Below are 14153 nucleotides of genomic sequence, written 5' to 3' on the forward strand. Positions count from 1 at the left end.
CAGAGCCGAGCATGAGCCGATATCGCCCTCCCCGCGCCGCGGGTACGCCCTTGATCACCCCGCAAGGCGAAGCGCGCCTGCGCGCCGAGCTGCATGAGCTATGGCACGTGCGCAGGCCCGAAGTAACCCGCTCGGTCAGCGAGGCAGCGGCCCAGGGCGATCGCTCGGAGAACGCGGAGTACACCTACGGCAAGAAGATGCTGCGCGAGATCGACAGTCGCGTGCGCTTTCTGACCAAGCGCCTGGAAAAACTCAAGGTCGTGGATACCCGCCCCAGTGATCCGGACAAGGTGTACTTCGGCGCCTGGGTCACCGTCGAAGACGAAGACGGCGTTGAGGCGCGCTATCGCATCGTCGGCCCCGACGAGCTCGACCTCAAGCTGAACCTGATCAGCATCGACTCACCCTTGGCCCGGGCGCTGGTCGGCAAGGGCCTGGACGCCGAGGTGCGGGTGCAGACGCCCACCGGCGACAAGTACTGGTACATCGTCGCCATTGACTACCCCTGAGAGCTGGTTCAGCGCAGGGTGATCAACCCCTGCCGGGCGATACGCGTCAGTTGCCCGAGCGCCTCGGCACTCGGCCGTTGCAGCACGGCGAAGTCGAAACTGTCAGTGGCGAAACGATGCAGCGACTCGCCCGGCTCGGCGAACTGCACGAGAAAGGCGCGCTGGCCTTCGCGGCGAGCGGGCCAACCGTCCAGATAACGCAGCAACGTTGGCTGATGAGTACCGCCCAGCAGTATCCGTGGGTTGCGACGAACCAGCCGGGTGGTGATGGGGACGATACGAATTTGCGCAGCCTGGGAACAGCTCATGGTGTTTGTCTCCGCCTCGGAAATCCCGCTGGGCAGCGGTGAGAGGCAACACCGAACCAGCGCTTTAGCGGAATTTCGAGACTCGTGACAAGTCCCTGAGGCGCCCCGCAAGTAGCTGTCTAAATCGGCGCAAGTGGCAATCCTAGAGAGTTGCCGATCAGCCTGTCAATAACCAGGAAAGCCCGCATGGGCGGGCTTTCGCAAGTGAGGCAGTGATCAGCCGGCGATGCGCTTGTCCAGCGACAGCCGCCCGGCGCCTTCGATCAGCAGCGCCAGCGTGGCGGCCAGCAGCGCCAGGGCGAACTCGTAGCCATTGTTGGCCATGAAGAAGCCATTGCCGATATGCACCGAGAAGATCGCCACCAGCATGGTGATCGCCAGTACCGCCGAAGCAGGCCGCACCAGCAGGCCGATGACCAGGGCCAGGCCGCCGAAGAATTCGGCGCTGCCGGCCAGCAAGGCCATCAGGTAGCCCGGCGCCAGGCCGATGCTCTCCATCCACTGGGCCACGCCGGCAAGGCCATAACCGCCGAACCAGCCAAACAGCTTCTGTGCGCCATGGGCCATGAAGGTGATGCCGACCAGCACGCGCAGGACGGTCAGGCCGAAGCCGGCGCGGGTGGCTGTCAGGGATTTGATGAACGGGTTCATGGGGCGAATCCTTTGCTATGCGAGTGAGATGGCGGCATATTAATTCAAATAGCCAATATGAACACCGAATAAAACCGCTAAAGATAATCGAATAAATCGATTATTTACCCATACTCACTTTTTGCCCCGGCTCCAGGGAATAACGCTCGCGGGCGTAGGCGAGGTAGTACTTATTCACCGCGTTGACGTAGCTGACCACGCCCATACCCAGTTCCTCCATCGCCACCCGCTCGACCTGAAAAAACCACTGATCGGGGTTGAGGCCGCGCCGCCGCGCTTCTGCCCGCAGGCTCTGTACCCGCTGCGGGCCCAGGTTGTAGCCGGCGAGCACGAACGCCATGCGTTCGCGCTCGTTGAGCCGCGGGCTGTTGAAGAAACCGCGGCGAATCTTGGCGAGGTACTTGGCACTGGCCTGCACGTTGTTCTCAACCCGCGAGATATCGCTGACGCCAACGCTGCGCGCCGCCGCCGGGGTGATCTGCATCAGCCCGGTGGCGCCGCTGCTGCCGCGAGCCGCCGGGTTGAGCGTCGACTCCTTGAAGGCCAGGGCCGCCAGGGCCAACCAGTCGAAATCGTGCTGTTCGGCGTAGCGCTGCAACACCGGTCGCACCCGCTCCAGGCGCTGGCGCTCGGTGCGCCCCATGGGCGAATGCACCTTATAGAGCCGCCGGTACACACGCTGGAAGGCGGCGTCCTGGTCATCGGGCACTCGGTAGCCGTCCAGAAAGCGGTCGACGCTGGCACTGAGCATGGGTGCGTCACGGCGCATGTACCATCGCATGTCGCCACTGCTGTCGAGCACCAGATGGCGGTCGACACGCAGCTTGGGCATCACCTTGGCCCAGCGCTCGGCGATGTGCAGCTCCACGGCGGTAAAATCGAAGATACCGGCCTGGACCATCTCCAGCACGTCCTCGACGGCCAGGGTCGGATCCACCCACTCGACGACGATGGGCGGCAGTTTGCGCGCCTCGAGCCGGCGGTTGATGTCGTGCAGTGCCTCCTTGGCGACGCTGCCGGTGGGCAGCGACAGGCTGCGCCCGGCCAGCTGCTCGAGCCGCTGGTAACGCCGATTGCCCTGCCGGGCGACGATCACCACCGGTACGTCACGGCGTATCGCTTCGCTGGCCAGCACGTTGCCGCCCTGGCTGCTGAGCAGTTCGCCTGGCGCCACCAGATCACCCTCGCCACGCTGCAGGGCGGCGAGCAACTGGTCCTTGGCCTTGGGAATCAGTTTCAGGCGCAGGTTGCGGCCATCGCGGGCGTTGCGATTGAGATACTGCTCCAGAGCACGCAGGCGCTGGTACTCCACGCCGATGCTCTGCCCCTTGACCTCACCCGAGCTGTTGCGACTCTGGTTGACCAGCACCTGCAGCTCGCCGCTCTTGCGAATACCCGGCAGATCCCGTGGCGCGGCTGTGCCGGTGACCTCCAGCGGACCGGCGATACGTGCCATTGCCGGCATGGGCAGGCAGAGCAGCAGGCAGATGATGAACAGGACGCGCAATATCGATGCTCCGATAGCGGAAATCGGCTGATAGCCAGAGCGGGTGATTCGAAGATGGATCGCCAGGCACGGCATGTGCCGACACCCTAATGGCTCGGCTCTTTATTTACCTCACGAATCGACCACAAGTTTTTGTAATCGTTAGCTTTTTATTGGCGACAAAAAGCTCTGTTATGCTGCGCCCTCTCGTTTCACAGGGTCACACCATGCAACTCATCGACATCGGCGTCAATCTGACCCACGCAAGCTTCGACGACCAGCACACGGCCGTGCTCGAACGCGCCTTTGCAGCCGGCGTCTGTCAACTGGTATTGACCGGCACCAGCCTGGGTGAAAGTGACCATGCGCTGAGCCTGTGCCGGAAACTCGATGAGCACGCCGAGCGGCTGTTCAGCACCGCCGGCGTGCACCCCCATGACGCCAAGCACTGGAGCAGTGACGACAGCAAGCGCCTGCGTGCCCTGCTCGCCGAGCCGCAAGTCAGGGCGGTGGGCGAATGCGGGCTGGACTTCAACCGTGATTTTTCGCCACGCCCGCAGCAGGAAAAGGCCCTGGAGGAACAACTGAGCCTGGCCGCCGACTTGCAGATGCCGGTGTTCCTGCATGAGCGCGACGCGCACCCGCGCTTCGTGCAGCTCCTGCGCGACTATCGCGATCGCCTGCCAGCCGCCGTGGTGCACTGCTTCACCGGTGAACAGCGGGCGCTGTTCGACTACCTGGATCTGGACCTGCACATCGGCATCACCGGCTGGATTTGCGATGAGCGCCGCGGGGCGCATCTGCATCCTCTGGTAAAGGAGATTCCGGCCGGCCGTCTGATGCTGGAAAGCGACGCCCCCTACCTCCTGCCGCGTAGCCTGCGCCCGAAACCCAAGGGCGGTCGCAACGAGCCGGCGTTCCTCCCCGAAGTGCTGCGCGAAGTGGCCCTGCACCGCCAGGAATCACTCGATGAAGTGGCCAGGCACACGACGGCCTGCGCCCGGGCGTTCTTCGCCCTGCCGACCCTCGCCGAACCGGTCGATGATCGGGAACATGACTGGGAGCCCTCAAGCCAGGCGGATCGTCGCCGTTAACCCGCAGGCAACCGCGCTGCTTGCGAGCCGTGGTGGCCGAGTCGTCGGCTGCCGTTGACTCATATCAAGGGATGATGAATTTGCCCATGAAAGAATAATGGCGCCTTGCCAGCACTTCATTCATGTCGAGAGCAAAAGAACATGCCCGTGTGGATTCGCGATATCTCCCTGAAACACAAGTTCTGGGCGGTGAATGCCGTCGCCTTCGTTACGACCCTGCTGCTGGTGCTGTTCGCCATGCTTCAGGAGCAGGACACCTTCGCCCAGGCCGCCCGCGCCGATGCCCAGCAGCGGGCGCAACTGGTCGCCGCCTGGCCAGCCACCCAGGCGCTACCCGCCAGCGCAGGACTGATCGCCTTCAAGGCGGGTGAAACGCCAGGGCTGCCCGGTGACGCGGACGCCACGCCGCTGCGCAGCGGGCGCGGCTGGGTTGCCCTCGAGCACGAGGTGCTGTTCGGCAGCGAGCCGCTGCTCGGCGCGCAGCTCGTCGAGCGCGGCGCCGGTCAGCGTATCGCCGTCCTCGCCACCGGCCGCAGCCTGGGCCAGGTGTTCGCCGCGCGTGCCGGCAGCTACGCCGTGGCGGTCGCCGTGCTGATGCTCGCCCTGCTCGCCGCCTCGCAGTTGCTGATCCGCTTTCTGCTCACCCACCTCAATACCCTCAAGGACGTCATGCTGCACGTCGAGAAGAGCGGTGACCTGGCCGCCCGCGTGCCCCTGCAGAGCCGCGACGAGGTCGGGCAGATGGCCGGCGCCTTCAATGCCATGCAGGCGGGCTACCAGCGGGTCGTTGGCGCCGTCATCCAGGCGGCCTCGCAGCTCGACGAGGGCACCCGGCGCCTGGCGCAGAGTATGAAGGACGTGCGCCAGGGCATGCTCGGCCAGCAGAGCGAAACCGATCAGGCCGCCACCGCCATCAACGAGATGTCGACCACCGTTCACCACATCGCCGAACACGCCGCCACCACCCGCGACCAGTCGCAGGCCGCCGATCAGCTCGCCGGCGCCGGGCAGACCGTGGTCGCCCGCGTGGTCGATTCCATCACCGGCCTGTCCAGCGGCGTGCAGCAGACGGCCACCATGATCGAGCAGGTGGCCGCCGACAGCCAGAAGATCAGCGGCGTGGTCAACGTCATTCACGGCATCGCCGAACAGACCAACCTGCTGGCCCTCAACGCCGCCATCGAGGCGGCGCGGGCCGGTGAAATGGGCCGCGGTTTCGCCGTGGTGGCCGATGAGGTGCGCAACCTGGCCAAGCGCGTGCAGGACTCCACCGACGAGATCACCAGCATGATCGGCACGCTGCAGGCCGGCACCCGCGATGCCGTGGAGTTCATGCGGGAAAGCTCGCTGAAAGCCGACGATTGCGTGCGCGCCGCCCATGAGGCCGGCGACGCGCTCGCTGCGATCACCGGCGCGGTGGCGCAGATGCGCGAAAGCAACACGCAGATCGCTGTCGCGGCCGAGCAGCAGAGCCTGGTGGCCGAGGAGATGACCCGCTCGGTGATCGGCATCCGTGATGTCACCGAACAGACCGTCCAGCAGACCCTCGAGTCCGCCACCACCAGCAGTCAGCTGGCCGAGCTGGCGGGCGAACTGTCGCGGGCCATCCGCCAGCTGAAACCCTGAGCACCGAAGCACTTGCGCCAAAGCAGATAGTAGAAACCCTATCTGCCGTATAGCGCGGATCAATTCGCGACCCTTGGTGCCTGCGCCATAGACTGGCTCCATCTGATGCAGGAGACCGTTCATGAGCACCCAAGCCGCTACCCTCGCCCGTCACACCGAATCGCTGGACATGCCGATGCTGGCCATTGCCCTGCCCTTGCTGCTGGTATCCCTGGCACTGGCAGGCAGCGGTTCCGGTGCCCTTGCCCTGGTGCTGTCAGGCCTGGGTGCCATTGCCGCCTATGCCCTGGCGCGCCAGGCGCTGCTGGGTGGCGCTTAGTCGAAGACGGTTACGGTCTGACGGCTGATGGCCAGCAACTCGCCGTCCGCGCTCCACAGCCCTGCCGCCACGTGCCCGTAGCCATCGCGGGCATGCTCGATTTCGGCGCGGTACAGGCACCACTGATCGGAGGTGATAGGGCGCAGCGGCTGAATGAACTCGATGGTCCAGGTCAGCGAACTGCCAGGCGCCGGCTTGTCGAGCAGCGACAATACCGCCGGTGGCCACGCATCGACCAGCCCGAGCAGGTGGGCTTCGTCGAGGGTTTCGATGCGCTGCTGGTCGCGAAAACGTACCCAGCCGCCCATTTCCCGCGACGGGTTTCCACTGAACGGCAGACCACCCAAGCCCCAGCGCATCGCCAGATGGCGGGTGAATTCCGGCGTGACCTGAGCAATGTAGGGCAGCTCCTGGCTTTGCTCGGGCGCCTTGATCACCGGCGCCGGCAGCGCCTCTACGCTGATCGAAGAGCTGCGCGGGGTGCCGAAACTACCCTGGATCAAGGCCACCACCTGGCCGTTCTGCACGGCACGTCCTAGCACCTGGCTGACCGCCGATCCCGCGCGCAGCACCTCGGCCTCGAAACCGGTGGCGATGCCGGGGGCGACAGGCGCGACAAAGCTGATCGCCAGGGACCGCGGCGGGCGATCGGCGGGCACCTTGCTGCGCATCACCGCATAGATCAACGCCGCCACGATACCGCCGAAGCTGGCACGGCCCTGGCCCCACTCAGGCGGGATCGACAGCGCCTCGGGTCTATGCTGCACCTGCTCCAGTAGCTCGAAGAAATCCATGGTCACCTCCCCTTGTCATCGTTGGGATGGTAAGAGACGCACCACGCGACCGCGAGCCCGGCGCAGACGGCAGATCGGTCATTGTTGCGGCTGAAGTGTTGCCAGCAGACGCGCCTGGATGGTTTGCGCCGAACGCTCGGCGGCCTCCATCGAGGCGCGCCAGGCGGGGATGAAGCCGCGCAGATCGGGCTCGCGCTCGGCAGTCGCCAACCACTGCACATGGTCGTGCCAATCCCCGAGCACCGCCTGGCCTTTCTTGAGCAGTTTCACCTGGGCAGCCGACAGCGGCGAAAGCTGCGGGTAGGCCTCGGCGGTGTAGCGCACGCGCTTGATCAGCAGACGTACGCGGTGGCGATCGTGCTCTGCATCGCCCAAGGCCTCGACCAGCTTGGCAAGCTGCTTGCGCAGGTAGCGCCGTACCTTCTTGCGCAACTCCTCGAGCTCGCCACTCGCCTGCTGGGCAGCCAGTTCCCGGGGCCACTCGTCCAGGGCGCGGAATAGCGCGGGTAAGGCGCGGCTACCGAGTACCAGGGCATCGCCCTTGCGGCGCTGTACCAGGCGGCGCTGCGCCGCGGCGTGCTCACCACTGGCGCGCAGGGTGCCGATCAGCACCTCCAGATCCCGTATCGGGCCCGTCAGACGCCCGAGTTCGGCAGCGCGCTTCTGCAAAGGATCGCTCCCGGCAGCGCCCTTGAGCGGCTTAAGCAGGCTGCGCAAGCGGCGCAGGCAGACCCGCAGATCGTGCAGCGCCTCGTCATCGGTCTGCGCCTGCAGACGCTCGCGACAGGCGTAGAGCGCAACCTCTAGGCGCAGCACTTCGCTGCGCAACGTACCGACAAAACCACTCATCACGGAACTCCTGAAAAACCGTTCAAGGGGATCGGCTCCAGCGCCAAGGCAGTTGGCGGCGCAGCGCGTTCAGCTGTTGGAGCAGCGCCCGGGGGGAAATGTTCTGCCCTGCGTAACGCTGCGCTTCGAAAGCCTGCACGAAGGCCAGAATGGCGTCTGCCTGGGCGGGCAGCGCCTCGCCGGCACGCTGCGCGAAGCCCCGTGGCCCTTCGCCGGCATGACGCCGCACGCCGTGCTGGGCCAGCAGTCGCTCGAAGCGTTGAAAGAGGCGCAGCAGGGGGTCACGCTCGACCCGCCAGGGCTTGAACAGCCACAGCGAGAGCAGGCCCAGCAGCAAGCCACCGCCACCGACCAGCGCGAATATCAGCCTGCCGGCGTCGACCTGGCCGAACCAGCGCTGCAGCAGTTCGAACTGCTGCGCGCCCTGGTAGCCCAGCACCCAGCGCTGCCAGCCGTAGTTGAGGTCGTCCCAGCCCAGGCGCAATTCGTTCAGCCAGGTCAGGTTGCGGTAACGCAAGGGCGAGAACGGCGAGTCGGCGAGAAAGCTCTGTTCACCGGCCAGGGCCTGCTCCAGGCCTTGCTCGATGCGCTCGGGGGCGACCTGAAAGGTCGGATCCACACGTGTCCAGCCCCGCTCCGGCAACCAGTACTCGACCCAGGCATGGGCATCGAACTGGCGAACCTGCACGTAGCTGCCGTTGCCACTGAGTTCGCCGCCCTGATAACCGGCCACCACGCGGCTGGGAATGCCGGCCGCACGCAGCACGAAGGTCATGGCCCCGGCATAGTGCGCGCAAAAGCCGCTGCGGGTATCGAACAGGAACTCGTCGATGGAGTCCTCGCCCAGGGGGGTTGGCGTCAAGGTATAGACGTAGGGCTGGCGGTTGAAATGGCTGAGCAGCGCCGCGACCAACTGTTCATCCTGCGCGTACTGGCTGCGCAACTCCCCAGCCCAGGCGCGACTGCGGGCATCCCCCCCACGGGGTAGACGCAGCAAGGCCTGCCGGCGGTCCGGCGGCAGCTGCGGCTCGCGCAGCGCGTCAGGCCAGGAGCTCACGTCATAGAGCAGCGCGCGCTCCACCGGCCGGTTGCGCTGCAGCCGGAAATCCCCCATCTGCCGTGTACCTGGCATGTCGGTCCGGGCCACGTCGAGGGCGAACAACCAGGGCCGCGTGGTGGGCTGCATCACCACGCTGTAGTGCAGCGCCTCACCACGGGGCTGCCACTGCGGCGCCGGCGAGAACTGCTCCCCAGGCGACTGCGACCAGCGCCGGCCATCGAAGTGATCGAGCGTCAGCGCGCGCCAGTACAACTCGCCACGCGCTGGCACCCGCCCCTCGAAGCTGGCACGAAAGGCCAGTTCACCGGAACGGGTCAGCTCGGCGATATCGCCGGGCGCCATGCTGTCGGCCAACCCGGTGACCGCGCCACGCTCGTTGGGTACCGGTAACGACCACAGCGGCCCCAGCCGCGGGAAGAACAGGAACAGCAGCAGCATCAACGGCAGCGCCTGCAGCAGCAGGCTGGCCGACAGGCGCAGCGTGCGCCACGGCCGTGTTGCCGTACCGCTCTGCTGCAGCCCGATCAGGGCGGCCAACAGGGCACACACCGGCAGCAGGCTGAATAGCGCGACGAGCATGCTGTCATCGAACAGGTAGGCGGTGACCACCACGAAGAAGCCGAGAAAGATCACCACCAGCGCGTCGCGGCGAGTGCGCATCTCCAGCAACTTGAGGCAGAACGCCGCGACCAGCAACACCACCCCGCCGTCCAGGCCGACCAGGGTGCCGCGGGACAGGAACACGCCGGCGGCCGCCAGGACGATCAGGCAGATACGCACGAGGAGGCTGGGGTAGCCGGCACGCATGCGGAAGATCTGAATGCGCCACGCCGCACAGCCCAGCCACAGGCCGATCACCCAGACCGGCAGGTGGAAGGCGTGCGGCAGGATCACCAATGCCTGGGCGACCAGCAGCCAGGTCAGGCTGATACGCGGAATACCGGCGACGCTGCTCATGGGCGCGCTCCATGCAGCGCCAGCGCGCGCAGGCACTGCTCACGGTGGCGCTCGCCGATAGCCACCGGCAACGACTCGCTCGGCAGTTGCAGGGCGAACGGCTGCTGACGTTCGGAGAGCACCAGCACCCAGTGGCAGAGCAGCGACAAGCGGCTTTCCAGGTCGCCGCTGAGCACATCGAAATCCAGCAACAGGTCACGGCCGGTCTGGGCGGCGAAGTCCTTGACCAGCAATCCCTGCCCGCGCGAGTAAGCCTTCCAGTGCAGCCGCCGCCGTGAATCGCCTGGCTGATAAGTGCGCAGCCCCTGGAAGTCATCGCTGCCCTGCCCCTGGCTGACCAGCCCGGCCTGCTCGTCATCCTCACGGCCGCCAGCCGCCAGCGGCAACTCGCCCTCGAGTGGCCGCGGATACACCAGCACCGCCTGATCAAGATCGACATGGCTCCAGGCGACCAGCAGCCCCAGGGGAAAACGGCTCTCCACCCGCAAGCGACCGGGTTCAAGCCAGCCGCGGCGCTGAGTCTGCAGGCCCAGCTCGCACTCGACCGAGCCTTGCGCCGGCACGTCCTGCTGCTGCAGGTCGGCAGGCGGCCAGCCCAGGGCGATGGCTTCGTGGGCCCGGCCGCGACTTTCCAGACGTACCCGCAGGCGCGCCGCCTCGCCGGCGAACACCGCACCGGCACCACCGGCGTGCAGCACCAGCCCGGCCAGGTTGCGGTAGGTGTGCAGGATGGTGACCACGAACACCGAGCCGAGCAGAAAGGTCAGCCCGTAGGCCAGGCTGTTCTGGTAATTGACGGCGGCCAGCAGCATGACCAACAGGGCGAACAGAAAGGCCACGCCCACGCGGCTCGGCAGGATGAAGATGCGCCGCTGGTTGAGCTGAACGCTGGCGGCCGCCGGTATGCGCCTGGCCAGCCAGCGATTCCAGCGCTGCCTGAAGGCGCCGGTCAAAGTGCCGGCACCTCACGCAGCAACCATTGCACCAGGGCACCGCCGCCGTGACCCGCCGGGTCCGCCTGATCACGCAGGCGATGCCCGGCCACGGCCGGCAGCACGGCCTGGACGTCCTCGGGAATCACGTAATCGCGCTCGGCCAGCAGTGCCCAGGCACGTGCCGCCGCCAGCAGCGCCAGGCTGCCGCGTGGCGACAGGCCCCAGGCGAACTGCGGCTGGGTACGGGTGGCTTCGACCAGACGCAGCACGTAGTCGACCAGGGCATCACTGACGCGCACCTTGGGTACTTCGGCCTGCAGCTTCGCCAGCTCCGCGTGATTGAGTACCGCGTCCAGCGTCGGCAGCACCGAGCGACGGGGCTCGCCAAGCAGCAGGGCTTTCTCCGCGGCACGGGCCGGGTAACCCAGCGACAGGCGCATCAGAAAGCGGTCCAGCTGCGACTCCGGCAGTGCGAAGGTGCCGCTCTGGCTGATCGGGTTCTGGGTGGCGATGACGAAGAAGGGATCGGGCAGCGGCCGTGTGGCGCCCTCGATGGTCACCTGCCCCTCCTCCATGGCCTCGAGCAGCGCGCTCTGGCTTTTCGGCGTGGCGCGGTTGATCTCGTCCGCCAGCACCAGCTCGGCGAACACCGGGCCGGGGTGGAACAGGAACTGGCCGCTGTCCTTGTCGAACACCGAGGTGCCGAGAATATCGCCCGGCAGCAGGTCGGAGGTGAACTGGATGCGCTGGAAGCTCAGCCCCAGCACCTTGGCCAGGGCATGGCTGAGGGTGGTCTTGCCCATGCCGGGCAGGTCTTCGATCAACAGATGACCGCGGGCCAGCAGACAGGTCAGCGCCAGGCGCACCTGCGCCTCCTTGCCGAGCAGCACCTGGTTGATGGTATCCAGGCAGGCGTCCAGTTTCGTGTGCATCGTCCACTCCTCGTGCAAGTGGCCTGATGCTACTGACCTGACGGCGGTGGGCAAAGCGTTACGTAATGTTTGCTGACGAAACTGTGCACCAGGCCCGGGCCTGCAGCGAACCGCGCGGACGCCCGCTAGAGGCGAAAATGCGCGGCCATGCCCTGCAATTCGCGACCCAGCGTCGCCAGTTGCTGGCTGGAGCGGGCGTTTTCCTGCATGGCGGCGGCGGACTGCTCGCCCAGGTCGCGAATCGACGTGACGCTGCGGTTGATGTCCTCGGCCACCGCGGTCTGCTGTTCGGCGGCAGCGGCGATCTGCTGGTTCATGCCGTGGATTACCGCAACGGCGTCGGCGATACCGGTCAAGGCCTCTTGCGTAAGGCGAGCGTCGCCCACCACCTGCTCGACCAGTTCGTCGCTGCGACGCATGTCGGCCACCGAGCGGGTGGCGCCAGCACGCAAGGTGCCCAGCAGCCCTTCGATTTCCTCGGTGGATTGCTGGGTACGCCGCGCCAGCGCACGTACCTCGTCGGCGACCACCGCGAACCCGCGTCCCTGCTCACCGGCCCGTGCCGCCTCGATCGCCGCGTTGAGCGCCAGCAGGTTGGTCTGCTGCGCCACGCTCTTGATCACCTCCAGCACCGCGTCGATATTGCGGGTGTCGGCGCTGAGCTGTTCGATACCTTGACGGGTCACCGCCATGGCCGCGACCAGCTGCTCGATGCGTTGCAGGGTTTCCCCCACCACCTGGCTGCCCGCAGCGACCCGTGAATCGGCCAGGGCGGTGGAGGCAGCAGCCTGCTCGGCGTTTTGCGCCACCTCATGGACCGTCGCCGCCATCTGGGTGATCGCCGTGGCCACCAGATCGGTTTCTTCCTTCTGGCCGCTGACGCCCTGACGCGCCTGCTCGGTGACCGATGAAAGCGTCTGCGCCGACGTGGACAGCTGCACCACGCCGTCCTGCAGGCGCCCGACCATGCCACGCAGGTCCCGCGACATGCCTTGCATGGCAAGCAGCAGTTGGCCGATCTCGTCGGTGCGGCGTACTTCGATCTCGGCGCAGAGGTCACCGGCGGCGATGCGCTGGGCGACCGCGGTCACCTGCTTGAGCGGGCGCACGATCACCCGGGTGATGAGCAACGTCGCCAGCAAGCCGACCAGCAAGGCGGCAGCGGCGGCGACCAGAATCAGCAATGCGCTGCTGCGCACCAGGCTGTGAAGCGCATCTTTCTGCTGGGCATAGGTCTGGCCGACCCGCTCGACCACGTTGTCCGCACGCGCCACCAGTTGCCCGTGCTCCTGCTGTTGCTGTTGCAGCAAGCCGGTGTATTCCTGCAACCGCTGGTTGAAGGAGTCGATATTGCCCACCACCTCGGCAAGCACCGAACGGTACCCCGGGTCACCCAGCGCGTCGCGCAACTGGGCCGCCTGGGTCTGCGCATCGAGCGCTTCCTGGATGCTGCTGCTCGGCACTTCGCCACTGCTGCGGCTGTTTTCCAGGAGAACCCGCGCCTGCTCCAGGGCCTGCAGGAGCAGCACATGCACCTTGCCGATCTGGCCGGCCTGGGTGACCGCCTCGCCGCCCTGGTTGCCCTGGCTCTCCTTGAGGGCGTAAACCCCGTCCTCGGCCAGCCCGTCCTTGAGCAGATCCAGGCTGTTGGCGGCGCCGACCACCAGCCATTTCGCGGCATCCAGCGACAGACGCATATTGTCGCTCTGCTCCACGTAGCGATCGAAGACCTGCACGTATCCGGCAATGTCCTCGTCGACCTGCTGCAATGCCTCGCGCTCGCTACCGGCAACCTGATCGTGCAGCTGTTGCACCTGTTCGCGGATGGCCTGCGCCTGTTCGTGCAGACGCTGGGTCTGCGCCGCGTCGCCGCTGGTGATGAAGGCCTGTTCGGTGCGGCGCATCTGCGCGACGCGATCATTGATGTCGCTGAAACGCTCGAACAGGGAAAACCTGGCGCCCACGTCACCCAGGGCGAAAAACCCGGTAGCCGCCACCACCAGGGTGAGCAGCAGCACCACGCCGAATCCCAGGGACAATTTGACCGCCGTTGCCAGGCTGGCCAGTGCGCGTAGAGAAACCATTGCCGACCCTCCCGTGCTGGGCAGTAGCCCTCCAGGGGTCAACAGTGATACAGGCGACTAGTGGCGACAAGCCAGCAAGGCGCCAGCGGGTGGTTTTAGCTAAGACGATGTCGTTTTCAGGATATGGCCGGCTGTCGGAGAGTCACGCCAGCCGACGATCGCACATCGCCATCAGCCAAGGCCCGTTGTTAGAATCGGCGTGCATTCAGGCTGACGACGGCGTCGGCAGGACAGTCATCATGCCCACCCCATCCCGCCCCGCGTTCCCCCGACTCGCGCTGCTCATCGCCGGCCTGCTGGCGAGCGCCCAGAGTCTTGCCGAGATGGCAGGTGGTGAAGTGGGCATTCGCCTGACCGTGCACAGTGCCTGCCAGGTGGACAGCAGCACCGAGCAGGAAACGCTGCTGCTGACCAACCACGATTGCCGGGATGGCTACCGCATTCGTTACCAGAACGCCGACCTGCAGGTCGACCGCGAGGCCCTGGCACAGGCCAGCACGCGGGTAGACGAGCGCTTCCCGCGATCGCGCATCGAGCTCTATTGGTAGA

14 protein-coding genes and 1 pseudogene are annotated in these 14153 nt (G+C 66.3%); 5 read left to right on the forward strand and 10 right to left on the reverse strand.

What is annotated here, in order from left to right:
- Positions 1-11: 11 nt before the first annotated feature.
- Complete coding sequence (greB, locus tag K8U54_RS24990) at positions 12-509, forward strand: transcription elongation factor GreB (RefSeq protein ID WP_075930053.1); 498 nt, start codon at positions 12-14, stop codon at positions 507-509.
- Between the two features lie 8 nt (positions 510-517).
- On the opposite strand, the gene K8U54_RS24995 is transcribed toward greB, so the two are convergent.
- The 3 genes from K8U54_RS24995 to K8U54_RS25005 form a co-directional block, all read right to left on the reverse strand.
- Complete coding sequence (locus tag K8U54_RS24995; protein ID WP_249908299.1) at positions 518-817, reverse strand: class I SAM-dependent methyltransferase; 300 nt, start codon at positions 815-817, stop codon at positions 518-520.
- A gap of 216 nt (positions 818-1033) precedes the next feature.
- Complete coding sequence (locus K8U54_RS25000; RefSeq protein ID WP_249908300.1) at positions 1034-1468, reverse strand: DoxX family protein; 435 nt, start codon at positions 1466-1468, stop codon at positions 1034-1036.
- A gap of 100 nt (positions 1469-1568) precedes the next feature.
- A complete protein-coding gene (locus K8U54_RS25005) occupies positions 1569-2978 on the reverse strand; it encodes a transglycosylase SLT domain-containing protein (protein WP_249910518.1) in 1410 nt (469 codons plus the stop codon).
- 203 nt (positions 2979-3181) lie between these two features.
- Between K8U54_RS25005 and K8U54_RS25010 the strand changes: the two genes are divergently transcribed.
- The 3 genes from K8U54_RS25010 (at position 3182) to K8U54_RS25020 (ending at position 5993) form a co-directional block, all read left to right on the forward strand.
- Entirely contained in the window at positions 3182-4048 is an 867-nt protein-coding gene (locus K8U54_RS25010) for a TatD family hydrolase (protein ID WP_249908301.1), read from the forward strand.
- Positions 4049-4189: 141 nt separating this feature from the next.
- Complete coding sequence (locus K8U54_RS25015; RefSeq protein ID WP_249908302.1) at positions 4190-5674, forward strand: methyl-accepting chemotaxis protein; 1485 nt, start codon at positions 4190-4192, stop codon at positions 5672-5674.
- Between the two features lie 121 nt (positions 5675-5795).
- The gene (locus tag K8U54_RS25020) at positions 5796-5993 is read left to right on the forward strand and encodes a hypothetical protein (protein ID WP_249908303.1); all 198 of its coding nucleotides are present in this window, start codon (positions 5796-5798) and stop codon (positions 5991-5993) included.
- Here K8U54_RS25020 and K8U54_RS25025 read toward each other — a convergent pair.
- From K8U54_RS25025 to K8U54_RS25500, 7 genes and pseudogenes are all read right to left on the reverse strand, one after another.
- Entirely contained in the window at positions 5990-6787 is a 798-nt protein-coding gene (locus K8U54_RS25025) for an acyl-CoA thioesterase (RefSeq protein WP_249908304.1), read from the reverse strand. The genes K8U54_RS25020 and K8U54_RS25025 overlap by 4 nt on opposite strands.
- Before the next feature lie 78 nt (positions 6788-6865).
- A complete protein-coding gene (locus tag K8U54_RS25030; RefSeq protein WP_249908305.1) occupies positions 6866-7636 on the reverse strand; it encodes a CHAD domain-containing protein in 771 nt (256 codons plus the stop codon).
- A 22-nt stretch (positions 7637-7658) separates the two neighbouring features.
- Entirely contained in the window at positions 7659-9653 is a 1995-nt protein-coding gene (locus tag K8U54_RS25035; protein ID WP_249908306.1) for a transglutaminase TgpA family protein, read from the reverse strand.
- On the reverse strand, positions 9650-10606 hold the full coding sequence (locus tag K8U54_RS25040) for a DUF58 domain-containing protein (RefSeq protein ID WP_249908307.1): 957 nt from the start codon (positions 10604-10606) through the stop codon (positions 9650-9652). Before K8U54_RS25040 ends, K8U54_RS25035 begins: the two co-directional genes overlap by 4 nt.
- Entirely contained in the window at positions 10603-11520 is a 918-nt protein-coding gene (locus tag K8U54_RS25045) for an AAA family ATPase (protein WP_070887814.1), read from the reverse strand. The genes K8U54_RS25040 and K8U54_RS25045 overlap by 4 nt, the downstream gene beginning before the upstream one ends.
- Positions 11521-11645: 125 nt before the next feature.
- On the reverse strand, positions 11646-12518 hold the full coding sequence (locus tag K8U54_RS25495) for a methyl-accepting chemotaxis protein (RefSeq protein WP_434060047.1): 873 nt from the start codon (positions 12516-12518) through the stop codon (positions 11646-11648).
- Between the two features lie 33 nt (positions 12519-12551).
- Positions 12552-13604, reverse strand: a pseudogene (locus K8U54_RS25500) (HAMP domain-containing protein); the annotation flags it as partial.
- A gap of 239 nt (positions 13605-13843) precedes the next feature.
- Here K8U54_RS25500 and K8U54_RS25055 point away from each other — a divergent pair.
- Entirely contained in the window at positions 13844-14152 is a 309-nt protein-coding gene (locus K8U54_RS25055) for a hypothetical protein (RefSeq protein ID WP_249908309.1), read from the forward strand.
- Position 14153: the final 1 nt, after the last annotated feature.

This window comes from Pseudomonas fulva (assembly GCF_023517795.1).
In the GTDB taxonomy this organism is placed as follows: domain Bacteria; phylum Pseudomonadota; class Gammaproteobacteria; order Pseudomonadales; family Pseudomonadaceae; genus Aquipseudomonas; species Aquipseudomonas fulva_D.

Bases quoted from the DNA above. Each gene is read 5' to 3' on its own strand.
- greB (WP_075930053.1), top strand. From the start codon at position 12: ATGAGCCGATATCGCCCTCCCCGCGCCGCGGGTACGCCCTTGATCACC.
- K8U54_RS24995 (WP_249908299.1), bottom strand. From the start codon at position 817: ATGAGCTGTTCCCAGGCTGCGCAAATTCGTATCGTCCCCATCACCACC.
- K8U54_RS25000 (WP_249908300.1), bottom strand. From the start codon at position 1,468: ATGAACCCGTTCATCAAATCCCTGACAGCCACCCGCGCCGGCTTCGGC.
- K8U54_RS25010 (WP_249908301.1), top strand. From the start codon at position 3,182: ATGCAACTCATCGACATCGGCGTCAATCTGACCCACGCAAGCTTCGAC.
- K8U54_RS25015 (WP_249908302.1), top strand. From the start codon at position 4,190: ATGCCCGTGTGGATTCGCGATATCTCCCTGAAACACAAGTTCTGGGCG.
- K8U54_RS25020 (WP_249908303.1), top strand. From the start codon at position 5,796: ATGAGCACCCAAGCCGCTACCCTCGCCCGTCACACCGAATCGCTGGAC.
- K8U54_RS25025 (WP_249908304.1), bottom strand. From the start codon at position 6,787: ATGGATTTCTTCGAGCTACTGGAGCAGGTGCAGCATAGACCCGAGGCG.
- K8U54_RS25030 (WP_249908305.1), bottom strand. From the start codon at position 7,636: ATGAGTGGTTTTGTCGGTACGTTGCGCAGCGAAGTGCTGCGCCTAGAG.
- K8U54_RS25035 (WP_249908306.1), bottom strand. From the start codon at position 9,653: ATGAGCAGCGTCGCCGGTATTCCGCGTATCAGCCTGACCTGGCTGCTG.
- K8U54_RS25045 (WP_070887814.1), bottom strand. From the start codon at position 11,520: ATGCACACGAAACTGGACGCCTGCCTGGATACCATCAACCAGGTGCTG.
- K8U54_RS25495 (WP_434060047.1), bottom strand. From the start codon at position 12,518: ATGCAAGGCATGTCGCGGGACCTGCGTGGCATGGTCGGGCGCCTGCAG.
- K8U54_RS25055 (WP_249908309.1), top strand. From the start codon at position 13,844: ATGCCCACCCCATCCCGCCCCGCGTTCCCCCGACTCGCGCTGCTCATC.